The 22,305-nt window shown below is 55.3% G+C and carries 22 protein-coding genes and 2 pseudogenes; 4 read left to right on the top strand and 20 right to left on the bottom strand.

From position 1 onward, the window contains the following. Positions 1-3: 3 nt before the first annotated feature. The 16 genes and pseudogenes from phnP to C1P89_RS17120 form a co-directional block, all read right to left on the bottom strand. The gene (phnP, locus tag C1P89_RS17195; RefSeq protein ID WP_000059941.1) at positions 4-762 is read right to left on the bottom strand and encodes a phosphonate metabolism protein PhnP; all 759 of its coding nucleotides are present in this window, start codon (positions 760-762) and stop codon (positions 4-6) included. Position 763: 1 nt separating this feature from the next. After that, positions 764-1,198, bottom strand: a complete 435-nt coding sequence (gene phnO, locus C1P89_RS17190; RefSeq protein ID WP_001110508.1) for an aminoalkylphosphonate N-acetyltransferase — start codon at positions 1,196-1,198, stop codon at positions 764-766. After that, positions 1,185-1,742 (bottom strand): ribose 1,5-bisphosphokinase, encoded by a 558-nt coding sequence (gene phnN / locus C1P89_RS17185; RefSeq protein ID WP_000971886.1) that lies wholly within the window; start codon positions 1,740-1,742, stop codon positions 1,185-1,187. Before phnN ends, phnO begins: the two co-directional genes overlap by 14 nt. Then, positions 1,742-2,878, bottom strand: a complete 1,137-nt coding sequence (phnM, locus tag C1P89_RS17180; protein ID WP_000586304.1) for an alpha-D-ribose 1-methylphosphonate 5-triphosphate diphosphatase — start codon at positions 2,876-2,878, stop codon at positions 1,742-1,744. The genes phnN and phnM overlap by 1 nt, the downstream gene beginning before the upstream one ends. Beyond that, on the bottom strand, positions 2,875-3,555 hold the full coding sequence (gene phnL / locus C1P89_RS17175; RefSeq protein WP_000611394.1) for a phosphonate C-P lyase system protein PhnL: 681 nt from the start codon (positions 3,553-3,555) through the stop codon (positions 2,875-2,877). Before phnL ends, phnM begins: the two co-directional genes overlap by 4 nt. A 110-nt stretch (positions 3,556-3,665) precedes the next feature. Further along, positions 3,666-4,424 (bottom strand): phosphonate C-P lyase system protein PhnK, encoded by a 759-nt coding sequence (gene phnK / locus C1P89_RS17170; RefSeq protein ID WP_001075514.1) that lies wholly within the window; start codon positions 4,422-4,424, stop codon positions 3,666-3,668. Then, positions 4,421-5,266 carry an alpha-D-ribose 1-methylphosphonate 5-phosphate C-P-lyase PhnJ gene (gene phnJ, locus C1P89_RS17165; protein ID WP_000002274.1) on the bottom strand — a complete coding sequence of 282 codons (846 nt, stop codon included), beginning with the start codon at positions 5,264-5,266 and terminating at the stop codon, positions 4,421-4,423. The genes phnK and phnJ overlap by 4 nt, the downstream gene beginning before the upstream one ends. Next, complete coding sequence (phnI, locus tag C1P89_RS17160; RefSeq protein WP_005140685.1) at positions 5,259-6,323, bottom strand: alpha-D-ribose 1-methylphosphonate 5-triphosphate synthase subunit PhnI; 1,065 nt, start codon at positions 6,321-6,323, stop codon at positions 5,259-5,261. Before phnI ends, phnJ begins: the two co-directional genes overlap by 8 nt. Then, on the bottom strand, positions 6,323-6,907 hold the full coding sequence (gene phnH / locus C1P89_RS17155; protein WP_000171635.1) for a phosphonate C-P lyase system protein PhnH: 585 nt from the start codon (positions 6,905-6,907) through the stop codon (positions 6,323-6,325). The genes phnI and phnH overlap by 1 nt, the downstream gene beginning before the upstream one ends. After that, positions 6,904-7,356 (bottom strand): phosphonate C-P lyase system protein PhnG, encoded by a 453-nt coding sequence (phnG, locus tag C1P89_RS17150; protein WP_000542796.1) that lies wholly within the window; start codon positions 7,354-7,356, stop codon positions 6,904-6,906. Before phnG ends, phnH begins: the two co-directional genes overlap by 4 nt. After that, on the bottom strand, positions 7,357-8,082 hold the full coding sequence (phnF, locus tag C1P89_RS17145) for a phosphonate metabolism transcriptional regulator PhnF (RefSeq protein WP_001344043.1): 726 nt from the start codon (positions 8,080-8,082) through the stop codon (positions 7,357-7,359). It abuts the gene before it with no gap. Positions 8,083-8,102: 20 nt separating this feature from the next. Further along, complete coding sequence (phnE, locus tag C1P89_RS17140) at positions 8,103-8,882, bottom strand: phosphonate ABC transporter, permease protein PhnE (RefSeq protein ID WP_001193496.1); 780 nt, start codon at positions 8,880-8,882, stop codon at positions 8,103-8,105. Between the two features lie 125 nt (positions 8,883-9,007). After that, on the bottom strand, positions 9,008-10,024 hold the full coding sequence (gene phnD, locus C1P89_RS17135; protein ID WP_000991994.1) for a phosphonate ABC transporter substrate-binding protein: 1,017 nt from the start codon (positions 10,022-10,024) through the stop codon (positions 9,008-9,010). A 24-nt stretch (positions 10,025-10,048) separates the two neighbouring features. Then, the gene (gene phnC / locus C1P89_RS17130; protein WP_001193395.1) at positions 10,049-10,837 is read right to left on the bottom strand and encodes a phosphonate ABC transporter ATP-binding protein; all 789 of its coding nucleotides are present in this window, start codon (positions 10,835-10,837) and stop codon (positions 10,049-10,051) included. A 132-nt stretch (positions 10,838-10,969) separates the two neighbouring features. Then, positions 10,970-11,413: pseudogene (gene yjdN, locus C1P89_RS17125) on the bottom strand (VOC family metalloprotein YjdN). A gap of 157 nt (positions 11,414-11,570) precedes the next feature. Next, on the bottom strand, positions 11,571-11,906 hold the full coding sequence (locus C1P89_RS17120; RefSeq protein WP_001300891.1) for a zinc ribbon domain-containing protein YjdM: 336 nt from the start codon (positions 11,904-11,906) through the stop codon (positions 11,571-11,573). Positions 11,907-12,307: 401 nt separating this feature from the next. Here C1P89_RS17120 and crfC point away from each other — a divergent pair, with 401 nt between their 5' ends. The 4 genes and pseudogenes from crfC (at position 12,308) to pmrR (ending at position 17,365) form a co-directional block, all read left to right on the top strand. Beyond that, complete coding sequence (gene crfC / locus C1P89_RS17115; RefSeq protein WP_000288625.1) at positions 12,308-14,536, top strand: clamp-binding protein CrfC; 2,229 nt, start codon at positions 12,308-12,310, stop codon at positions 14,534-14,536. Beyond that, positions 14,533-15,398, top strand: a pseudogene (locus C1P89_RS17110) (diguanylate cyclase regulator RdcB family protein). Before crfC ends, C1P89_RS17110 begins: the two are co-directional and overlap by 4 nt. 263 nt (positions 15,399-15,661) lie before the next feature. Continuing rightward, positions 15,662-17,164, top strand: a complete 1,503-nt coding sequence (gene proP, locus C1P89_RS17105; protein WP_001313516.1) for a glycine betaine/L-proline transporter ProP — start codon at positions 15,662-15,664, stop codon at positions 17,162-17,164. A gap of 111 nt (positions 17,165-17,275) precedes the next feature. Further along, positions 17,276-17,365, top strand: a complete 90-nt coding sequence (gene pmrR, locus C1P89_RS26515; protein ID WP_000797657.1) for an LpxT activity modulator PmrR — start codon at positions 17,276-17,278, stop codon at positions 17,363-17,365. Here pmrR and pmrB read toward each other — a convergent pair. From pmrB to adiC, 4 genes are all read right to left on the bottom strand, one after another. Next, a complete protein-coding gene (gene pmrB, locus C1P89_RS17095) occupies positions 17,341-18,441 on the bottom strand; it encodes a two-component system sensor histidine kinase PmrB (RefSeq protein ID WP_001052138.1) in 1,101 nt (366 codons plus the stop codon). The genes pmrR and pmrB overlap by 25 nt on opposite strands. Next, the gene (gene basR, locus C1P89_RS17090) at positions 18,442-19,110 is read right to left on the bottom strand and encodes a two-component system response regulator BasR (RefSeq protein WP_000697929.1); all 669 of its coding nucleotides are present in this window, start codon (positions 19,108-19,110) and stop codon (positions 18,442-18,444) included. After that, the gene (gene eptA, locus C1P89_RS17085; protein ID WP_005144212.1) at positions 19,107-20,750 is read right to left on the bottom strand and encodes a phosphoethanolamine transferase EptA; all 1,644 of its coding nucleotides are present in this window, start codon (positions 20,748-20,750) and stop codon (positions 19,107-19,109) included. The genes basR and eptA overlap by 4 nt, the downstream gene beginning before the upstream one ends. Before the next feature lie 103 nt (positions 20,751-20,853). Continuing rightward, on the bottom strand, positions 20,854-22,191 hold the full coding sequence (gene adiC / locus C1P89_RS17080; RefSeq protein WP_000093154.1) for an arginine/agmatine antiporter: 1,338 nt from the start codon (positions 22,189-22,191) through the stop codon (positions 20,854-20,856). Between the last annotated feature and the right edge of the window lie 114 nt (positions 22,192-22,305).

Here is a 22,305-nt window from a genome sequence, read left to right as displayed (position 1 = left end):
TCATCACGCCACCCCAATCTCCATCCCATCAAACCCCACCTCAAACCCTGACGGTAGTGCGTTTTCCATCAGCCACGCATCAAACTGGTGGCTGATATGGGTCAGAATCACCCGTGGCGAGCGGATAACCTGATTCAGCGCAAGCACGGTATTTAAATCACAGTGATTACGCGGTGCATCCGCGCGCGGCGGGTGACTGCAATCCATCACCATTACCTGCGGCTGATTATTGCGTAAAAATTTCAGCGTTTTTTCCGGCAAGCCAGCGGTGTCAGACAGCCACGCCACCCGGCTGTGCGCCGTTTCCAGTAAATAGCCGAAAGTGAGTTTTGAGTGGTTAAGCGGCAGCGGCGTGACCTGCAACCCCTGCAAATCAAACACCACAAACGGTTCCACCGTGTGGCTGAAATCAAGCAGCCCGGGATGTTTAAACAGATCGTCGCAGCCCTGTTCATCCGGCGGGCCGTAGATCGGGATCGGATCGCCCACGCCCCAGCGCAGCGGAAACAGCCCCTGGACGTGATCCATATGATAATGCGTCAGCAAAAACTGCTGGAACGATCCGGGAGACCAGCGATCGGTGAGATCGTGCAGCCCGGCGTCGATCAGGGTGATCGCCTCGTTAAACTTCACTACGCCGCTGCACGGTTGGCGGCGATACTGCGGCGAGCGCCGCGCTCGGTCGCAGGCCGCGCACTCGCAGCCCCATGCCGGAACGCCCTGTGCGCCGCCGGTGCCGGTGAGCGTGAGGGTCAGACTCATGTTACAGCGCCTTGGTGAAGCGGAAGTGACTCTGCTCGTAGCCTTCTCGCAGATAGAAACGGTGCGCGTCGTGGCGCTTCACGTTGGTCGAAAGCTCGGTCATTTCGGCCCCGGCCTGGCGGGCTTCTTCTTCTGCCCACGCCAGCAACTTGCTACCGACGTTCAGGCCGCGCGCCTGCGGCATCACTACCAGTTCCTGAATTTCGCCGATCCAGTTGACATGATGCAGATGAAACTGCAAATGCAGGCCGATCATGCCGACAACCTCGCCATCCAGCAGCGCCAGATGATAGCGCATGTTCGGGTCGCGCAGATTGGCGCTAAAGCCCACGCGAAATGCGTGGTGGTCAAACTCCGCCTGTTTTAGCTCACAAATCAGCGCGTAAACCGCGTCGGTATCATACTGCGTGGCCGGGCGAAGCTCACAAGCAGGCATGGTGTTTCTCCTTCTGATGAATCAGCGTCAGCAGCGTGTCGACCGACTGGCGCAGGCTGCCGTCATTGTTGAGCGTATGGCAATCCTGTGGAGTATAGCGGGCGGCGCGCGCCAGGCGGGCGTTAATTTCACTGGCGTTTTCACGGCCACGGTTTTCCAGGCGCTGGCGGAGGATCTCCGGCGAAACCTGTAAACAGACGGGCAGCAGCGCCGATTGATAGCGCGCCCGCGCCTGCGGCAGATGGGCGCGTGAGCCGTTGACCAGCACGTCGAATCCGGCGTGCAGCCAGAGGTCGATCTCGACGCCGACGCCATAATACAGACCGTTAGCGTGCCAGCTTAAGGCCAGTAGGTTCTGCCCCGCGCGGGTAAAAAACTCCTGCTCGCTCAGAGCGATATGGTTTTCGCTTCCGGCGCTGGCGTCGCGCGTGATGTAGCGATGCGCCACCAGTAGCTGAGTTTGTTCCCGCAGGCGGAGTTCCGCCAGCAGGCTATCTTTCCCGGAGCCGGACGGCCCCATTAACCAAATCAGTTTTCCCATCATCAGAACACCCTTTTACCCTGACGCCAGACGTGGTCGATATGAATGTGATTGCCCTTGCGATGCGCCAGCACCAAGTCCGCGCGTTTGCCCTCGCCAATCACCCCGCGATCCTGGAGATTAAGCGCCTGCGCTGGATTTTTAGTCACCAGCTTCACCGCCTGCGGCAGCGTAAAGCGGTTGCTCTCGTCATCGGCGACGCGAAATGCCGCATCGAGCAGGCTGGCGGGGTAGTAGTCGGAAGAGAGGATATCCAGCAGGCCAAGCTGCGCCAGTTCACTGGCTGCCACGTTGCCGGAGTGCGAGCCGCCGCGCACAATATTCGGCGCGCCCATCAGCACGTTCATGCCATGCTTGCGCGAGGCTTCCGCCGCTTCGAACGTGGTGGGAAATTCGGCGATCACGCTGCCAAGCTGGTGAGATTCAGCAACGTGGGCGTGGGTGGCGTCATCGTGGCTGGCAAGCGCAATTTTTCGCGCGCGGCACAGGGCGGCGATGGATTCGCGATTCGGCTGCGACCAGCGTGCGGCGAGCGCCAGTTGCTCTTCTTCGTACTGCTGCATCTGCGCATCAGTGAGGGAGTATTTGCCCTGATAATATTCGCGATACTTCTCGCGATTGGCGAACTGGCGCTGGCCCGGCGAGTGGTCCATCAGCGACACCAGCGTCACCGGCTCGCGCTGCACCAGTTTTTCAAACAGCGGCAGCGTGGTGTGATGCGGCAGTTCGCAGCGCAGATGCAGACGGTGCTCGGCGCGGTTGACGCCGCGTTTCTGCGTCTCTTCGATGGCGTTGATCATCTTCTCCAGATTCACCAGCCGATCGCCGCCGTCGCGCACGTCGCCAATTGCCACGGCATCCAGTACGGTGGTGATGCCGCTCGCCACCATCAGCGCGTCGTGGCTGCTCATCGCCGAGTGGGCAGGCCAGTCAACTTTCGGGCGCGGGGTGAAGAATTTATCCAGATTATCGGTATGCAGCTCAATCAGCCCCGGCAGCAGCCAGCCGCCTTCGCCGTCCATCGCCTCCGGCAGGCGGCTCTGGCTTTCGGCAAAGGCGCGGATTTCGCCGTCCTGCACCTCCAGTGAACCGTGTACCACTTCGTTTTCCAGCACCAATTTGACGTTATTGATAATCATGAAGAGGCTTCCATTGGGTGCAGGCGGTCGGCAACGTCATTACGTACGGCTTCGTCGTGGAAGATGCCGACGATGGCCGCGCCACGGGCTTTGGCTTCGTGAATCAGCTCGACTACGGCGGCGCTGTTTTTGGCGTCCAGCGAGGCGGTAGGTTCGTCGAGCAGCAGAATGGGGTAGTCGACGATAAAGCCGCGGGCGATGTTGACGCGCTGCTGTTCGCCGCCGGAGAAGGTCGATGGCGCCAGATGCCACAGGCGTTCCGGCACGTTCAGGCGGGTGAGCAGACGCGCGGCTTTAGCGGCGCAGGCTTCACGCGGTACGCCGGTATCGAGTAGCGGCTGCATCACCACTTCCAGCGCCGAAATACGCGGGATGACGCGCAGAAACTGGCTCACCCAGCCAACGGTGGTTTTGCGGATCTCCACCACTTTGCGCGCTGGCGCGGTGACCAGATCGACCCATTCGTCACCGTGTTTGATCTGGATTTGCCCTTCGTCGGGCAGATAGTTGGCGTACAGCGAGCGTAGCAGGGTTGATTTTCCGCTGCCGGAATGGCCGTGGAGCACCACGCATTCGCCCGCGTTGACGATGAGCGAGGCGCGGTTGAGGACGGGCAGGCGCACGCCGTTTTGCTGGTGCAGGATGAAGGTTTTACTGACGTTTTGTACGTTAATCATTTTTCGCCTCGTGGTTCGGGTGTCGGATGCGACGCTGACGCGTCTTATCCGACCTACGGGGAGCGCATTTGTAGGCCGGATAAGGCGTTTACGCCGCATCCGGCACCGGCTCAATTCTGCAAAACCGATGACACCAGCAGCTGTGTATACGGATGATGCGGGTCGTCGAGCACGCGGTCGGTTAACCCACTCTCCACCACTTGCCCCTGCTTCATCACCAGCAAACGGTCCGCCAGCAGGCGGGCGACGCCTAAATCGTGGGTGACAATCACTACCGCGAGGTTCAGCTCCACCACCAGTCCGCGCAGCAGGTCGAGCAGGCGGGCCTGCACCGACACATCCAGCCCGCCGGTCGGTTCATCCATAAACACCAGCTTCGGATGCGTCACCAGGTTGCGGGCAATCTGCAAACGCTGCTGCATACCGCCGGAAAAGGTGGTCGGCAGGTCGTCGATACGGTTGGCGGGAATCTCCACCTCTTCCAGCCACTTCTGCGCGGTAGCGCGAATATCGCCGTAATGTCGCGCCCCGGTCGCCATCAGCCGCTCGCCGATATTGCCGCCTGCCGACACCTGGCGGCGCAGGCCGTCGAGCGGATGCTGATGCACCACGCCCCATTCGGTGCGCAGCAGGCGACGGCGGTCGGCCTCGCTCATTGCATAGAGGGAACGGTTTTCATAGTGAATCTCCCCCTGCTGCGGCGTCAGACGCGCGGAGATCGACTTCAGCAGCGTGGTCTTCCCGGAGCCGGATTCCCCGACAATGCCCAGCACTTCCCCCGGCCATAAATCAAAAGAGACATCGCTAAAGCCTTTGCCCGGCGCGTAAAGGTGGGTCAGGTTATTGACCGAAAGTAACGGTTGATTCATTGGCTTTTCGCCTCGCTCTGTTGGCGGCAATAATCGGTATCGGAGCAGACAAACATGCGGTTTCCGGCGTCATCCAGCACCACTTCATCAAGATAGCTGTGGGTCGATCCGCAGATGGCGCATGGCTCATCCCACTGCTGAACGGTGAACGGGTGATCGTCGAAATCGAGACTTTCCACGCGGGTAAACGGCGGCACCGCATAGATGCGCTTCTCGCGCCCTGCGCCGAACAGCTGCAGGGCGGGCATCATGTCCATTTTCGGGTTATCGAATTTCGGGATCGGCGACGGGTCCATCACGTAGCGCCCGTTCACCTTCACCGGATAAGCATAGGTGGTGGCGATATGACCGAAGCGGGCGATATCTTCATACAGTTTCACCTGCATCACGCCGTACTCCTCCAGCGCGTGCATAGTGCGGGTCTCCGTTTCGCGCGGCTCGATAAAGCGCAGCGGTTCCGGGATTGGCACCTGGAAGATAATGATCTGATCTTCGGTCAGCGGCGTTTCGGGGATGCGGTGACGCGTCTGGATAAGCGTCGCATCGTCCGTACATTCAGTGGTGTTTACCCCGGTCACGCGCTTAAAGAAGTTGCGAATCGACACGGCGTTGGTGGTGTCATCCGCACCCTGGTCAATCACCTTCAACACGTCGCTTTCGCCAATCACGCTGGCGGTGAGCTGGATACCACCAGTTCCCCAGCCGTACGGCATCGGCATCTCGCGCCCGCCAAACGGTACCTGATAACCGGGGATCGCCACCGCTTTTAAGATGGCGCGGCGGATCATGCGTTTGGTCTGCTCGTCGAGGTAGGCAAAGTTGTAGCCGCTCAGATTAGCCATGGTTCTGCTCCTGTTGCAGACGTTTGAGTAGCTCCAGTTCGGCCTGGAAATCGACGTAGTGCGGGAGTTTGAGGTGCGAGACAAAGCCTGCGGCTTCGACGTTGTCGGCATGCGCCAGCACGAACTCTTCATCCTGCGCCGGGCCTGTCGCGTGCTCGCCGTATTCCGGGGCTTGCAACGCACGGTCAACCAGCGCCATTGCCATCGCTTTGCGCTCGCTCATGCCGAATACCAGCCCGTAGCCGCGCGTGAAGTGCGGCGGCTCATCCGGCGGGTCGATAAAACCGTTGACCATTTCACACTCGGTCATCAGCAGTTCGCCGACGTTTACCGCAAATCCCAGCTCTTCCGGCACAATCGACACGTCGATGTAACCACTGCGGATCTCGCCCGCGAACGGGTGGTTGCGCCCGTAACCGCGCTGGGTGGAGTAAGCCAGCGCCAGCAAATAGCCTTCGTCGCCGCGCATTAACTGCTGCAAACGGGAAGAACGTGAACAGGGGTAAACCGGCGGCGTGCGGGTGATGTCATCCGGCTGTGCTCCGCTATCCTCTTCAAACTTCGCCAGCCCCTGACGCGCCAGCAGGCTGAAAACGTGCGGCGACGGCTGTTGTTCGCTGTCGGCGGTGGTCAGCGTCGGCGCTTCGCCGTTTGCCAGCAGAGTGAAATCGAGCAGGCGATGGGTGTAGTCGTAGGTTGGGCCAAGCAGCTGGCCGCCGGGAATATCTTTATAAACCGCTGAAATACGCCGTTCGAGACGCATCTCCGTGGTGTCGAGCGGCTCGCTTACCGCCAGTTTCGTCAGCGTGGTGCGGTAGGCGCGTAGCAGGAAAATCGCTTCGACGTTATCGCCGCTGGCCTGTTTCAGCGCCAGCGCCGCCAGTTCGCGGTCGGCAATGCCGCCTTCTGTCATCACGCGATCCACCGCGAGGTTAAGCTGCTGTTCAATCTGGGCGACGCTCAGTTCGGGCAAATCGGTATCGCCCCGGCGTCGGCTCTCTTGCAGGGCGTGGGCGGCGTCGATCGCCTTTTCGCCCCCTTTCACGGCAACGTACATCAGCACACCTCCACATGAGTGGTTCGCGGGATAGCCAGCAGGCGCTCGCCGCAGGTCAGGATTAGGTCGATGCCGAGCGGGAACGGGTGCGGGCGCTCGGTGAGTTCGTGCAGAATGCACTCTGGCAGCTGCGGAGCGATCATTCGTTCTTCGGCAATGCCCGCGCCGGTGAGACGCAACATGCGTCCGCCGCTCAGGCTGGCGACCTGTAAAATCAGCGTCGCGCCCGCTTCCGGCGCAACGGCGGTGTCGGTGGAAAGGGCGTTGAGCTGTTCGCTGGAAATCGCCTCATCCGTCACCGCGAAGGTCGCCTGTTCCGGCTGGCTGACCAGCGGCGCGTTGGTATGAAAACGCAGGCTCTGATTGACGATATCGTTACTTAATGGCGTGGCAAGCCACACCGGCGTGTCGTTATCGGCCAGCGTCAGCAGCACGCTGGTGGTGGCGATATTCAGCGGCTGCCAGCCGCGTTTGAGCTGATACAGGGCGACAATCACGCCCGGCTCGCTCATGGCCTTTAACAGGCGACGAAAACTGTGCTGGGCATCCTGCACGGGAAGCATAAAAGCGGTTTCCAGGGTCATGCGTTGTCTCCGCGAACCATCGTAAAGAAGTCGACCCGGCTGGCGTTCACTTCGGCCTGGCGTGCGGCAATGCGTGCCATACGGTCAGCGTCCAGCGGGGCAATAAGGGTTTCTGATAAGTTTTGAAAGTGGCGAGATTGCTGCATCAGCGCATCAATCAGCGCGCAGCGTTCGGCGTGCTGTTTATCACGCCCCAGCACCCAGCTGTAGCCGAGGGTGCCGTCAGTCAGGCGTACGGCGGCACGGGTCAGCGTGGCGTCGCCGGCAAAAAAGCGTTCGCCGGTACCGCCCATTCGCGCCTGAATCTGCACCAGGCCAGTTTCGGCAGTGCGGATCACTTCATAGTCGGCGGTGATGTTCAGCGCGTTCAGGCGGGCTGCCAGTTCAGCCGGTTGGCTGTGCGCCAGTACGGACATCCAGTGCTGGCGGGTCGCGGTATCTGCGTGCATTCAGTGCTCCATAGTGAATTCAATCATGTCGGCGCGCGTCAGGCTGACGGAGTACTCCGCCGGGCTGCTTTCACCGTCACGGTGGTTAAGGGTGCGCACGCACAGCAGCGGCGACATATTCGGGATTTCAAGGCGCTGGCACTCTTTGGCCTGGGCGCGGCGGGCGCTGATCCGCGTCTGGCTGCGGCGCAGCGCAATTCCGGTTTGCTCGCGCAGAAAATCGTGCAGCGAACCGCTGTCGAAACGTTGCAGTGTCGGCCAGAGGGTGAGGTCCGCAAAGTAGTGGTCGATTAAACAGAGCGCGACGCCGTTGACGCGACGCAGGGTGCGCAAATGGATAACGTTCTCACCCTCGGTAATCCCCAGCGCGTCAGCAACGTGACCGGACGCGGGGCGCAATACCGACAGCAGTTTTTCGCTGGTGGGATGGCTGCCCTGGTCCAGCAGGTTCTGGCTAAAACGCGCCTGGGCGTTGAGCGGGTAATCGAACGGGCGCATCAGCACCAGCACGCCGATGCCCTGACGGCGCTGTACCCAGCCTTTTTCCACCAGTTGGTCGATGGCGCGGCGCAGGGTGTGGCGGTTTACCTCAAAGCGCGCCGCCAGTTGCTGCTCGGCGGGAAGATAGTCGCCGCAGCGATAGTGTTGACGAAGCTCCTGCTCAAGTTTTGCGGCTATCTCCTGATAGCGTGTTGGGTAGCTGGTCGGATGTGTAGACAAGTGCATAGATATCAATGCCTCACTTATCAGATAAAGTGCTTACGCAACCGTTGAGAGAGGAAATCCAGCAGGCTGACCGTGACGATGATAAGCACCATCAGGGCGCAGGTTTGTTGGAACTGGAAACCGCGAATCGCTTCCCACAGGGTGACGCCGATCCCGCCTGCACCGACCATGCCGACGACGGTCGCCGAGCGGACGTTGGATTCGAAGCGATAGAGGGAGTAGGAGATCAGCAGCGGCATTACCTGTGGCAGCACGCCGTAAAGGATCTCTTCCAGCTTGTTGGCGCCGGTGGCGCGAATGCCTTCCACCGGGCCGGGTTCAATCGCTTCCACCGCTTCGGAAAGCAGTTTCGAGAGCACGCCGGTGGTGTGAATAAATAGCGCCAGCACGCCAGCGAACGGTCCGAGACCGACGGCGACCACGAACAGCATGGCGAAGACCATTTCGTTAATGGCGCGGCAGGCGTCCATCAGGCGGCGAACGGGCTGGTAAACCCACCACGGCACCAGGTTTTCGGCGCTCATCAGGCCGAAGGGGATGGAGAGAACCACTGCCAGCGCGGTGCCCCAGACGGCGATTTGCAGCGTGACGGCCATTTCGGTGAGGTAATCCTGCCACTGGCTGAAATCGGGCGGGAAGAAGTCGGCGGCGAAGGTCGCCATGTTGCCGCCGTCTTTGATCAGCGTAAGCGGGGCCATTTCCGCGCCCTGCCACGAGACGACCAACACGGCGAGAACAATGGCCCAGCTCAGAAGCGAGAACCAGCTGCGCTTGGGTGGGGCGATGGTGATGGTTTGCATGTTTGGCTCCGTTTAATGTTTTCTCCCTCTCCCTGTGGGAGAGGGCCGGGGTGAGGGCATCAGCGTGCGCATTTCCCCCTCACCCTAACCCTCTCCCTCAAGGGAGAGGGGACCGATCGAGCACATTACTGCACCGCTTTACTCACCGAACTCATCGCGCTTAACGCGTTGTTCAGGCGGTCCAGGTCATCCAGCTGCGCCTGAATCTCGGTGGTTTTCGCCAGCTTGTCCTGCTCATTCAGTCCGTTATTGCTTTTTACGCCCTGAATCTCTTTAAACAGTGCGAGCTGGCGAATCGGCACCAGTTGCAGGTCGCTGGAGGCGCGAAACGGTGCCCAGCCCAGGCGTTCCAGCACCGCTTTCTCTTCCGGCGTTTTTCCGTAGTTCATAAAGAAGTCGTAGATCTTGTCTTTGGTGGTTTCGGAGAGATTCTTGCGCCAGACGATCGGATCGCCTGGGATCAGCGGCGACTTCCAGATCACCTTCAGTTCTTTCAGCTTCTCTGGCGCGGAGGTTTTCAGCTTGTCGAGGTTTTCGGTGTTGTTGGTGGCAACATCCACCTGCTTGTTGGCGACGGCCAGCGCGTTGGTTTCATGCCCGGCGTTGACGGTGCGCTTAAAGTCGCTGGCGGAGATATTGTTTTTGGCAAAGACGTAGTAACCGGGGACGAGGAAGCCAGAGGTGGAGTTAGGATCGCCATTGCCGAAGGTGAGATCTTTCCGCTTCGCCAGCAGATCGTTCAGGTTGTTGATCGGACTATCTTTGTTGACGATCAACACGCTCCAGTAACCTGGCGATCCATCCGCCGCGACCGTCTGGGCGAAGACCTGGCCGTTGGCGCGATCCACCGCTTCCATTGCCGACAGGTTGCCGTACCAGGCGATATCCACTTTATTGAAGCGCATTCCCTGGATAATGCCTGCGTAGTCTGGGGCAAAGAAGGCGTTCACCTTCACGCCCAGCTTCTTCTCCATATCCTGTAAGAATGGCGTCCATTGCGGTTTCAGGTTTTGCTGTGATTCCGTTGAAATAATGCCGAAATTCAGCGCCTTTTCCTGCTCTTCGGCGTGTGCCGGGCTTAACAGGGTGCTGAGGCTGAACATGCTGGTGAAGGCCAGCGAGGCAATTATCTTAGCGTTCATTCGTTTTCCTCAATGATGGGGATGTCAGGCAGCTTTCGCGTTCTCTTCGATGCGATTAATGCTGCGGTAGAGATGGTCAAAACGTTCGTTATCAAACTGTTGGCTGCTGCCGTCGTAGAAAACGTGCCCCTGGCGCAGGGCGACGATGCGTTCGCAGTAGCGCAGGGCGTAATCCACCTGATGCAGCGTGACGACCACGGTGATGCCGTCGTTCTGATTGATGTCGCGCAGGGTGTCCATCACGATGCCGGCGGATTCCGGGTCCAGCGAGGCGATGGGTTCATCGGCCAGAATCACCTTCGCCTGCTGCATCAGCGCGCGGGCAATCGCCACACGCTGCTGCTGTCCGCCGGAGAGGGTGGAAACGCGTTGATGGGCAAAATGCACCATGCCAACGCGGGTCAGCGCCTGTAACGCGCGTTGTTTCTGCTCGCGGGTAAACCAGCTAAAACAGGTGCGCCAGAACGGCGTGCTGCCGAGTGCGCCAATCAGCACGTTCTCCAGTACGCTCAGGCGGTTCACCAGGTTGAATTGTTGGAAGATGTAGCCGGTGTTGGCGCGGCTTTTGCGGATATCGCGCGCCAGACGGCCTTCGCGCTGGACTGTGCGGCCCAGCAGCTCGATATGGCTGCCGGCGGATTTATCGCCGGTAATCAAACCGCTTAAGTGACGTAAAAGGGTGGATTTGCCGGAACCCGACGGCCCAAGCAGAGCCACCATTTCACCGTGATGAATGTTCAGATCAACCGCATGCAGCGCCTGATGCTGATTGAAGGTTTTGGCGAGCTTCTCGACACGGATAATCGTTTGCATGATGCAGCCTCCCTAAAAAAGTGGCTCCATCGTGGCGGATTATTGTGACGATTTGGTTAATTAAAAGTGACTAACAGATGAAGAGTTAACGGGAATTCGATGACAGTGCGGGAGGGCGGGCCTCCCGGCGGGTTATTGCGTTGGTTGTTGTTTGACGACATTAATCATCCACGGTACGCCAAATTTATCGGTGACTTTGCCAAAGCCATGCGCCTAGAAAGTTTCCTGCCAGGCCATTTCGATTTTTCCGTTAGCGGCAAGATTGTCAAACCAGCGTTTTCCTTCTTCGACCTGTTGCGAATCGAGCACCAGCGTAAAGCCGGAGTAGCTGGCTTTTCCTGACGGCATGGCATCGCTCATCATGATGTCGCTTCCGGCAATGCGCACATTGGCGTGGGCGATGGCGGTATCGGGAAATTGCATTCCGGAAGGGCAGTTCTCGGCGCTGTCCTGCGCTGATTTTGGCATTTCGCCGAAGCTGATTTTATAGAGCAGTTCAGCGCCCAACGTACGTTGATAATAAGCAATTGCGTCGGCACAGTTACCGGCAAAAGAGAGGTAGGGACTTAACGGCATGATGGTGACCTCAGTTAAGAGAAGCCAATTAAGTGTAGTTCGAAATTTATACAGATGAGAGGCTGCCTGATAAGACGCGCAAGCGTCGCATCAGGCAGTCGGCATCGTTGCCGGATGCGGCGCGAGCGCCTTATCCGGCTTACCGATCACAATACAATCAGTTCTTTTTCACAAACTCAGATTTCAGTTTCATCGGACCAAAACCGTCGATTTTGCAATCGATGTTATGGTCGCCTTCAACCAGGCGGATGTTTTTCACTTTGGTGCCAATTTTCAGCATCGAAGAGCTACCTTTCACCTTCAGATCTTTAATGATGGTAACGCTGTCGCCGTCAGCCAGCAGATTGCCGTTAGCATCTTTAACGATCAGCTCGTCGCTTTCCTGTGCAGGTTCTGCGTCGTTCCATTCGTAGGCACATTCCGGGCAGATGTACATGCCGTTATCTTCGTAAGTGTATTCGGAGTTGCATTTTGGGCAGTGTGGTAATGACATGTGGATTTCCTCAAAAGTCAGCAGGGCAAAAGCGCCAAAAAACGGCAGATTGCCGAAAAAGGCCGCAATTATACACAAAATCCCTGAGTTTGTCGGGGGTACTGCTGATTTTAGACGACGATCGTTTTCATTTGAAAGGAAACGCAAAAAGAAAATAATCTTTTTGCCTCTATTTATTATTTAAGATAATGTTAATGCTCTACTTGTTCTTTTTTTTATTCACATGATATTTTTATCTTTCTGACGTTTTAAACGCATCAGAAGACGTTATTTATTCTGATAAAAAACAACACACTAAATATAAAATTATTTCTTGCAGTAATTATAAAAGCCAAAAACAGAACTCAAAAACAATCTGGCTAAATAAAAGTAACAAAATTTGCTTTAAGGAAGAATTTTCTATGTACACACAGACCCTGTATGAGTTAAGTCAGGAGGCTGAACGCCTGTTACAGCTTTCTCGCCAACAGTTGCAGTTACTGGAAAAAATGCCTCTCTCTGTACCCGGAGACGACGCGCCACAACTGGCTTTACCCTGGAGTCAGCCTAATATCGCCGAACGTCACGCGATGCTGAATAATGAGTTGAGTAAAATTTCCCGACTGGAAATGGTGCTGGCGATTGTCGGTACTATGAAAGCAGGGAAATCAACCACCATTAATGCCATTGTTGGTACGGAGGTTCTGCCTAATCGTAATCGCCCAATGACTGCGCTGCCGACGCTTATTCGCCATACGCCCGGGCAAAAGGAACCGGTACTGCATTTTTCACATGTCGCGCCAATCGATTGTTTAATTCAACAATTACAACAGCGCCTGCGTGATTGCGATATTAAGCATCTGACCGATGTGCTGGAAATAGATAAAGATATGCGTGCGCTTATGCAGCGGATCGAAAATGGCGTCGCTTTCGAAAAATATTATCTGGGTGCCCAGCCTATTTTTCATTGTCTGAAAAGTTTGAATGATTTAGTGCGACTGGCGAAGGCGCTGGACGTCGATTTTCCTTTTTCTGCTTACGCCGCCATTGAGCATATTCCCGTGATTGAAGTGGAGTTTGTCCATCTGGCGGGGCTGGAGAGTTATCCCGGTCAGTTGACGTTACTGGATACCCCCGGGCCAAATGAAGCCGGGCAACCGCATCTGCAAAAAATGCTTAACCAGCAGCTGGCACGCGCCTCGGCGGTACTGGCGGTGCTGGATTATACGCAACTGAAATCGATCTCCGATGAAGAGGTCCGTGAGGCGATTTTGGCGGTGGGGCAATCGGTGCCACTGTATGTGCTGGTCAATAAGTTCGATCAACAGGATCGTAACAGTGACGACGCCGACCAGGTGCGGGCACTGATTTCCGGGACGCTGATGAAAGGCTGTATTACGCCACAGCAGATATTTCCGGTGTCGTCGATGTGGGGCTACTTGGCAAATCGAGCGCGCCATGAGTTAGCCAACAACGGTAAGTTACCAGCGCCAGAGCAACAACGCTGGGTGGAAGATTTTGCCCATGCCGCGCTCGGCAGGCGCTGGCGTCATGCCGATCTGGCGGACCTCGAACATATTCGTCATGCTGCCGATCAGTTGTGGGAAGATTCGCTGTTCGCCCAGCCAATTCAGGCGTTGCTTCATGCCGCTTACGCTAACGCCTCGTTGTATGCTCTGCGATCTGCTGCGCATAAACTGTTGAATTACGCGCAGCAGGCGCGGGAATACCTGGATTTTCGTGCGCACGGGTTAAACGTCGCTTGTGAACAATTGCGGCAAAATATCCATCAGGTCGAAGAAAGTTTGCAGCTATTGCAACTCAATCAGGCGCAGGTGAGCGGCGAGATTAAACATGAAATCGAGCTGGCCCTGACCTCCGCCAACCACTTTCTGCGTCAACAGCAAGATGCGCTGAATGCGCAGTTAGCCGCCTTGTTTCAGGATGATTCGGAGCCGTTAAGCGAGATTCGTACCTGCTGTGAGACACTGTTACAGACGGCGCAGAACACCATCAGTCGCGACTTTACGCTGCGTTTTGCCGAGCTTGAATCCACCCTTTGCCGGGTGTTAACCGATGTTATTCGGCCCATTGAGCAACAAGTCAAAATGGAATTGAGCGAGTCAGGGTTTCGTCCTGGGTTTCATTTTCCTGTTTTTCACGGAGTAGTTCCCCACGTCAACACTCGCCAGCTGTTCAGTGAAGTCATTTCGCGCCAGGATGCAACGGACGAGCAGAGCACGCGTTTAGGCGTTGTGCGTGAGACTTTTTCGCGCTGGTTGAATCAGCCCGACTGGGGACGGGGAAATGAGAAATCCCCGACAGAGACGGTTGATTACAGTGTGTTGCAACGAGCTTTAAGCGCAGAAGTCGATCTTTATTGCCAACAAATGGCTAAAGTTCTGGCAGAGCAGGTCGATGAATCTGTTACGGCAGGCATGAATACTTTTTGCGCTGAGTTCGCTTCATGTTTGACGGAATTACAGACGCGTTTACGCGAAAGCCTGGCTCTGCGTCAACAAAATGAATCGGTGGTCAGGCTGATGCAGCAGCAATTGCAGCAGACTGTGATGACTCACGGCTGGATTTACACCGACGCCCAGCTGTTACGCGATGATATTCAAACACTTTTCACGGCAGAACGATATTGACCAAGACGTTACTGGACGGCCCCGGTCGCGTGCTGGAGTCGGTTTATCCCCGCTTTTTAGTGGATCTGGCGCAGGGCGATGATGCCCGCCTTCCACAAGCCCATCAGCAGCAGTTTCGTGAACGACTGATGCAGGAACTTCTTTCGCGTGTGCAGCTTCAGACATGGACGAACGGCGGCATGTTAAATGCGCCGCTTAGCCTGCGACTGACAATGGTGGAAAAACTGGCGTCGATGCTGGATCCCGGTCATCTGGCGCTGACGCAGATCGCGCAGCATCTGGCGCTGCTGCAAAAAATGGATCACCGCCAGCACTCTGCTTTCCCGGAGCTCCCCCAGCAAATTGCCGCCTTGTATGAGTGGTTTTCAGCCCGTTGTCGCTGGAAGGAAAAGGCGTTAACGCAACGAGGCCTACTGGTGCAGGCAGGTGATCAGAGCGAGCAAATTTTTACCCGCTGGCGTGCTGGGGCGTATAACGCCTGGTCGTTGCCTGGGCGCTGTTTTATCGTTCTGGAGGAGTTGCGCTGGGGTGCATTTGGCGATGCCTGCCGTCTGGGAAGCCCGCAAGCGGTGGTGTTGTTACTGGGTGATTTGCGCGAGAAAGCGACACAACATCTGGCAGAGAGTATCAATGCGGCACCGACCACGCGTCACTATTACCATCAGTGGTTTGCCTCTTCGGGAGGGGAGCATGCTGATTTTTTAAGTTGGCTGGGAAAGTGGTCCACGGCAGATAAACAGCCCGTTTGCTGGTCAGTGACCCAACGCTGGCAAACAGTCGCGCTGGGGATGCCACGACTCTGTTCAGCGCAGCGTTTGGTGGGGCAATGGTCGAGGAAATCTTCTCTGTAAATTTGGCGTAAATAATCAGTTACATCAATGAGTCCTAAACGAAATCCATGTGTGAAGTTGATCACAAATTTAAACACTGGTAGGGTAAAAAGGTCATTAACTGCCCAATTCAGGCGTCAACTGGTTTGATTGTACATTCCTTAACCGGAGGGTGTAAGCAAACCCGCTACGCTTGTTACAGAGATTGCATCCTGCAATTCCCGCTCCCCTTTTGCGGCCGTCGCGCTGATTTTTCTGGCGTTTGCGGAAATGGGCCAACTCTGCGAGGAAAGCTATGCTGAAAAGGAAAAAAGTAAAACCGATTACCCTTCGTGATGTCACCATTATTGATGACGGTAAACTGCGTAAAGCCATTACCGCAGCATCACTGGGTAATGCAATGGAATGGTTCGATTTTGGTGTTTATGGTTTTGTTGCTTACGCATTAGGTAAAGTTTTTTTCCCGGGGGCTGACCCCAGCGTGCAGATGGTTGCTGCACTTGCCACTTTCTCCGTTCCCTTTCTGATTCGACCGCTTGGCGGGCTCTTCTTTGGTATGTTGGGCGATAAATATGGTCGCCAGAAGATCCTCGCTATCACTATTGTGATTATGTCGATCAGTACGTTCTGTATTGGCTTAATACCGTCCTACGACACGATTGGTATTTGGGCACCGATTCTGCTGTTGATCTGTAAGATGGCACAAGGTTTCTCGGTCGGCGGTGAATATACCGGGGCGTCGATATTTGTTGCGGAATACTCCCCTGACCGTAAACGTGGCTTTATGGGCAGCTGGCTGGACTTCGGTTCTATTGCCGGGTTTGTGCTGGGTGCGGGCGTGGTGGTGTTAATTTCGACCATTGTCGGCGAAGCGAACTTCCTCGACTGGGGCTGGCGTATTCCGTTCTTTATTGCTCTGCCGTTAGGGATTATCGGGCTTTACCTGCGCCATGCGCTGGAAGAAACTCCGGCGTTCCAGCAGCATGTTGATAAACTGGAACAGGGCGACCGCGAAGGTTTGCAGGATGGCCCGAAAGTCTCGTTTAAAGAGATTGCCACTAAATACTGGCGCAGCCTGTTGACATGTATTGGTCTGGTAATTGCCACCAACGTGACTTACTACATGTTGCTGACCTATATGCCGAGTTATTTGTCGCATAACCTGCATTACTCCGAAGACCACGGGGTGCTGATTATTATCGCCATTATGATCGGTATGCTGTTTGTCCAGCCGGTGATGGGCTTGCTGAGTGACCGTTTTGGCCGTCGTCCGTTTGTGCTACTTGGTAGTGTTGCCCTGTTTGTGTTGGCGATCCCGGCGTTTATTCTGATTAACAGTAACGTCATCGGCCTGATTTTTGCCGGGTTACTGATGCTGGCGGTGATCCTTAACTGCTTTACGGGCGTTATGGCTTCTACCTTGCCAGCGATGTTCCCGACGCATATCCGTTACAGCGCGCTGGCGGCGGCATTTAATATTTCGGTGCTGGTTGCCGGTCTGACGCCAACACTGGCGGCCTGGCTGGTCGAAAGCTCGCAGAATCTGATGATGCCTGCCTATTACCTGATGGTAGTGGCGGTGATTGGTTTAATCACCGGCGTAACCATGAAAGAGACGGCAAATCGTCCGTTGAAAGGTGCGACACCGGCGGCGTCAGATATACAGGAAGCGAAGGAAATTCTCGTCGAGCATTACGATAATATCGAGCAGAAAATCGATGATATTGACCACGAGATTGCCGATTTGCAGGCGAAACGTACCCGCCTGGTGCAGCAACATCCGCGAATTGATGAATAAGCTGAAACGGATGGCCTGATGTGACGCTGTCTTATCAGGCCAATTGAACTCTTAAGGTTCACTTAATCTCTGACGCGCATACTCTCCTCCAGGTTAACGGAGGAGAGTGCAATGAAAAACCGTGTTTATGAAAGTTTAACTACCGTGTTCAGTGTGCTGGTGGTCAGCAGCTTTCTTTATATCTGGTTTGCTACGTACTGATCTTTCTTCAGCCGTACCCAGGCCCGCGTGCCGGAAGTCTCTTGCCGGTTTTGCAGGAAAAACTGCCCGTGATGCAACTGTGTAATGCGGCTGACAATACTTAACCCCAGACCAATCCCGCCATAACGGCTGTCCATACGTACAAACGCTTTACTCAACTCCCCGCATTTACTCTCATCAATACCCGGTCCTTCATCTTCAACGGCCATGACCGCTCCGCCATCTTCTTGCAGCTTAATCATAATGTTGCTGCCTTGTGGGCTGTAACGATGGGCGTTTTCTACCAGGTTTCGCAATAACATCCGCAGCAGGGTTGCATCACCCTGAACGGTGATGTCGGCGGCGCTCTCTGGCAATAGCAGGGTTTGCTGTCGCTGGTCGAGCATGGTACTGAGTTCGTCATACGAGGGGAGAATGACATCTTCCAGCAGTTTTACATGTTGATAATTACCGGAAGAAAATGACTGTCCGGCACGCGCCAGTTGCAGCAGCTGGGAGACGCTCTCCATCATCTGATCAAGCCGTGCCACTAACGGTGCTACATCAATGTGATGCGTTTTCGCCAGCAGTTCCAGATGCAAACGCACCCCCGCCAGTGGCGTTCGCAGTTCGTGCGCGACGTCAGCGGTAAATAACCTTTCGTTATCCAGCGTGCTCGTCAGGCGACTGACCAGATCGTTCAACGCCGAAACCACCGCTTCGATTTCGAGGGTGGCGCTGTGAATGGCAATGGGCGTTAAGTTGTCGGCGGTGCGCGCTTCCAGCTCTTTTTGCAGCTCCGCCAGCGGGCGGGTGATGCGGCGTACCGCCTGATAGCAGATAAATAGCGTCAGGCTGACCATAAAGACGCCGGGGACAATCAGGCTGGCGACCGCCTCGCGGATCTCACGCATGATGTGGCGATCGTTGTTGCGATTGTCGCGTAGCGCCTGCTCAAACAGCTGAATCTGCTCGGTACTTTCATGCCATAGCCAGAAGACGCTGATCAGCTCAAACACCAACAAAATGGCCCCGATGGTCAATATCAGCCGTTGGCGCAGCGATATTGGTCGGCGCAGAAAACGCATCAGATTCAATTAGTTTTCCTCATTCGCGACCAGCATATAGCCAAAGCCGCGCACGGTGCGGATACGGGCTTTGCCCACTTTGTCGCGCAGATTGTGGATATGCACTTCCAGGGTGTTGGTCGAGGGTTCATTGTCCCAGTTATAGATGTCGTTGTAGAGAATTTCCCGATGTACCGGACTGCCTGCTTTGAGCATTAACCGTGACAGCAGAGCATATTCTTTGGGCGTCAGAATCAACTCTTCACCGCCCATCCATACCTGACGGCGACCCATATTCAGCGTCAGATTGCCAACAATCAGCTCACTTTCGCCCTGATTATTATGGCGTCGTAGCAGGGCGCGGATACGGGCGTGTAACTCTTCCAGCGCAAAAGGCTTCACCAGATAGTCATCGGCACCGACATCCAGCCCGGCGATTTTGTCGGTCAGCGTATCGCGAGCGGTGAGGATCAGTACCGGCAGGGTGTATTTTTTCTGCCGGATACGGGCGAGAAAATGCAGTCCATCTTCGTCGGGTAACCCTAAATCCAGTACCACCAGGCTGTAATGACCGGCCTCAAGGCTTTGTTCCGCCATCCGCGCGGTTGTTACGCCATCGCACGTGTAGCCTTCGGTTTGCGCCGCCAGAATCAGTCCCTGCAATAACAGCGTATCGTCTTCAACAATCAGAATTTTCATTCACTCACTCTCCTGCAAGTTTGCAGAACATCATCCGCAGCCTGGTAATACTTCGTCTCAACGCCAGTTAATCCCAATAGCGTGGAGAATAAATTGTCTTGTGAATAGTGTTGCGTTTGCGCCTGTTTTTGCAGGCAGTTCTGGTCAACCTGATACCGTTTTTGATAATCCTCCGACAGCCACAGCAGCATCGGCACCTGTTTTTGGCTATCCGGGGCGATGGCATAAGGCAGACCGTGCAGATAGATGCCATTTTCACCTAACGATTCACCGTGGTCAGAAAGATAAACCAGGCTGGTGGTAAATTTATCCTGATGTTCTTTCAGCAGATTAATCGCTTTATCAACAATATAGTCGACGTAAACCAGCGTGTTGTCGTAAGTGTTCACCAGTTGCTCTTTGGTACAGGTCTGGATCTCATTGGTGTCGCAGGTTGGGGTAAATTTCCTGAACTGCGGCGGATAGCGGTTGTAATAGGTCGGACCGTGGCTGCCGATGGTGTGTAAGACAATCACGCCATCACCCTGCAGGTTATTGATGTACTCTTCCAGCCCGTGGAACAGCACTTCGTCATAGCATTCGCCGTTGATGCACTGACCAGGCAGATTCAGCGCGGTGACGTTCTGGTGAGGCACGCGGTCGCAGGCACCTTTACAGCCGCCATCGTTGTCATTCCACAGCACGTTGATGCCCGCTTGCTGAATGATATCCAGCACGCCTTCCTGGTGCTGTGCCAGCTCTTCTTTGTAATGCTCACGCGGCATATCCGAGAACATGCACGGTACTGAAACTGCCGTTGCCGTGCCGCAAGATGCGGTATTAGGGAAATAGACCACGTTATCTTTCGCCAGCCGCGGGTTAGTTTCACGCGGGTAGCCGTTGAGGGAGAAGTTCTCCGCCCGCGAGGTTTCGCCGACAATCAGGATGGTCAAATTTTTACGTTTTTCGTTCTGCATTAACGGGTTGCGGTGGGCGTCTTCACCAATTCGCACCAGCGGTAGATTTGCCAGTCGCTGATGGGAGTACCATGACCAGCTGGCAACAATGCTGTTAGAGGGGCTTAAGGATTTCACCAGCTCTTTGTTATTGCGGAACAACGAGGCGTAGTCTTTATAAAACAGTGCGGCGACCAGCAAAATCAGCAGTACAGAAACCAGAATATTGGCTCCACGGAAAAGAACACTGCGCAGACGCGAGGTGGCAGGTTTGATTTTTAGCCAGCAGGCAATCAGCGCAGCAAGCACGCCGCTGAATCCCAGCGTTAATAACATTTGCGGTGTCATCAGCGCATAACTTTCTGCTGGAGTGGTATCAATAATATTGGCAATCATCGAGCGGTCGATGACGATGCCGTAAGTCATTATGAAATATTGTGCAGCCGCGCCAACCAGAATAAACAGGCAGGCCAGTGGTCGATTAAGCCATAAGAAAGAGCTTAGTGTCAGGACAATATTAATCACGCTGAAAGCGACGACCGGCATCGACAAGAAAACCAGTACGTTATGCAGCGAATCCAGCGGCAGCGCCTGCAACACCTGTTTAAAAAAGGCAATATTCAGGCAGATAGAGATATAAAAAGCGGCCAACAATAGCCAGGCGAGTAAATTCAAAGAGGGGCTTTTTAGTAGGCGCTTCAACATCACGGTGTTTCCATCGAACAAAGTGCGCATATGCTCGCAAAGCAAAATTAAGCCAACCTTAAGTTCTTAAGGTTGGCTTTTATGTTTGCTGGATTAAGGGGAATTAATCTTTGCTTATTGGTGCATCTAAGGGATACGGGTTTTTATGTAGCCGGTTGTAATTCAGCGCATACATGGCGGTGATGACCATCAGGGTGACAAATGACCACATAACCTCTTTCGCCCCGGACCCCACCACGGCCCAGATGCAGTAGAGGAAGGCAATGGTAGTAACAGCCAGATATGCCGGGCGTGCTTTACCAAAGTGACCGTGGCCGAGCAGCAGTAACGCCGCACAGGTGTAAAGATATGGCACCAGTGTAAAGATGACCGACACGGAAGATACCAGACCGAACTCTTTGGTTGCGTTTGGCGAAATGCTACTGAGCTGGAAGATGGTCATCAAAATACCGACGATAATCAGCCCCGCCACTGGCGTACCCGCTTTATTTACACGGGCAAAAATCGGTGGGAACAGTCCGTCATCGGCAGCGGCTTTCGCCGTTTGACCCGCCAGCAACGTCCAGCCGCCCAGTGAACCTAAGCAACCCGCAGCTGCGCAGAAGGAAACAATGGCCCCAGCGGTGTCACCCAACGCCATCCGTGCGGCATCACCGAATGGCGAGGCAGAAACGCGCAGTGCGGCATTAGGGATCATCCCCATAATCGCGGTGGTGGAGAGCACATAGCAAACGGCGGCAATCAATACCCCACCAATGGTGGCGATAGGGACATTGCGTTTCGGGTTTTTCACCACACCTGCGGCAACGGAGGCACTTTCCACACCGATGAACGACCACAGCGTAACGTTAAGGGTACTTTGAATCGCACCGAAGGTGCCCAGGCCGCTGACGTTCCATGCCGCCATATAGGTTTCACCACGGAACCAGAACCAGCCAAATACGGCAATCCCGACGATGGGGATCAGCGCCAGCACGGTGGCAACGGCCTGCACACGGGTGATCATTTTCGGACCGACAATGTTCAGCAGGACGAAGATCCACAGCACCACGACGCAGGTGATGGTTAATACCAATGGATCTTTCAGAATCGGGAAGAAGTAACTTAAATATCCTACGCCAATGACCACCATAGCGATATTGCCGATCCAGCAGGCCAGCCAGTAGAGGACGTTGGTTTGATAACCGAGAAACGGGCCAAAGCAGCGGCGGGCGTAAGCGTAAGAACCACCAGGACTTGGATCGAGGAACGACATTTTGGCGTATACCATCGAGAGCCCCAGCGCACCGATAATCGTCACCAACCATCCATAAATGGCAATCCCGCCAGTGGAGGCCAGGTTTGCAGGTAACAGAAAAACACCTGACCCCATAATATTCCCCGACACCATCAGGGTGACGGGGATTAAGCCCACTTTGTGAGCATCAGCATCCGAAGACATAATTAAACTCCTGCGAAGGCGAGCTTCGTGACAATAAATTACGTCATATCATACGCCTGCATTCGATAGTTGAATTATTATCGACCGGGTTATCGCTGATGCCGTTATTAATAT

Origin of the sequence: Shigella sonnei (genome assembly GCF_002950395.1) — a bacterium.
Taxonomy (GTDB): domain Bacteria; phylum Pseudomonadota; class Gammaproteobacteria; order Enterobacterales; family Enterobacteriaceae; genus ECMA0423.
The sequence above is the reverse complement of the archived record's forward strand: the minus strand, read 5'-3'. Positions and strand labels throughout refer to the sequence as shown.

Bases quoted from the DNA above. Each gene is read 5' to 3' on its own strand.
- phnP (WP_000059941.1), bottom strand. From the start codon at position 762: ATGAGTCTGACCCTCACGCTCACCGGCACCGGCGGCGCACAGGGCGTT.
- phnO (WP_001110508.1), bottom strand. From the start codon at position 1,198: ATGCCTGCTTGTGAGCTTCGCCCGGCCACGCAGTATGATACCGACGCG.
- phnN (WP_000971886.1), bottom strand. From the start codon at position 1,742: ATGATGGGAAAACTGATTTGGTTAATGGGGCCGTCCGGCTCCGGGAAA.
- phnM (WP_000586304.1), bottom strand. From the start codon at position 2,878: ATGATTATCAATAACGTCAAATTGGTGCTGGAAAACGAAGTGGTACAC.
- phnL (WP_000611394.1), bottom strand. From the start codon at position 3,555: ATGATTAACGTACAAAACGTCAGTAAAACCTTCATCCTGCACCAGCAA.
- phnK (WP_001075514.1), bottom strand. From the start codon at position 4,424: ATGAATCAACCGTTACTTTCGGTCAATAACCTGACCCACCTTTACGCG.
- phnJ (WP_000002274.1), bottom strand. From the start codon at position 5,266: ATGGCTAATCTGAGCGGCTACAACTTTGCCTACCTCGACGAGCAGACC.
- phnI (WP_005140685.1), bottom strand. From the start codon at position 6,323: ATGTACGTTGCCGTGAAAGGGGGCGAAAAGGCGATCGACGCCGCCCAC.
- phnH (WP_000171635.1), bottom strand. From the start codon at position 6,907: ATGACCCTGGAAACCGCTTTTATGCTTCCCGTGCAGGATGCCCAGCAC.
- phnG (WP_000542796.1), bottom strand. From the start codon at position 7,356: ATGCACGCAGATACCGCGACCCGCCAGCACTGGATGTCCGTACTGGCG.
- phnF (WP_001344043.1), bottom strand. From the start codon at position 8,082: ATGCACTTGTCTACACATCCGACCAGCTACCCAACACGCTATCAGGAG.
- phnE (WP_001193496.1), bottom strand. From the start codon at position 8,882: ATGCAAACCATCACCATCGCCCCACCCAAGCGCAGCTGGTTCTCGCTT.
- phnD (WP_000991994.1), bottom strand. From the start codon at position 10,024: ATGAACGCTAAGATAATTGCCTCGCTGGCCTTCACCAGCATGTTCAGC.
- phnC (WP_001193395.1), bottom strand. From the start codon at position 10,837: ATGCAAACGATTATCCGTGTCGAGAAGCTCGCCAAAACCTTCAATCAG.
- C1P89_RS17120 (WP_001300891.1), bottom strand. From the start codon at position 11,906: ATGTCATTACCACACTGCCCAAAATGCAACTCCGAATACACTTACGAA.
- crfC (WP_000288625.1), top strand. From the start codon at position 12,308: ATGTACACACAGACCCTGTATGAGTTAAGTCAGGAGGCTGAACGCCTG.
- proP (WP_001313516.1), top strand. From the start codon at position 15,662: ATGCTGAAAAGGAAAAAAGTAAAACCGATTACCCTTCGTGATGTCACC.
- pmrR (WP_000797657.1), top strand. From the start codon at position 17,276: ATGAAAAACCGTGTTTATGAAAGTTTAACTACCGTGTTCAGTGTGCTG.
- basR (WP_000697929.1), bottom strand. From the start codon at position 19,110: ATGAAAATTCTGATTGTTGAAGACGATACGCTGTTATTGCAGGGACTG.
- eptA (WP_005144212.1), bottom strand. From the start codon at position 20,750: ATGTTGAAGCGCCTACTAAAAAGCCCCTCTTTGAATTTACTCGCCTGG.
- adiC (WP_000093154.1), bottom strand. From the start codon at position 22,191: ATGTCTTCGGATGCTGATGCTCACAAAGTGGGCTTAATCCCCGTCACC.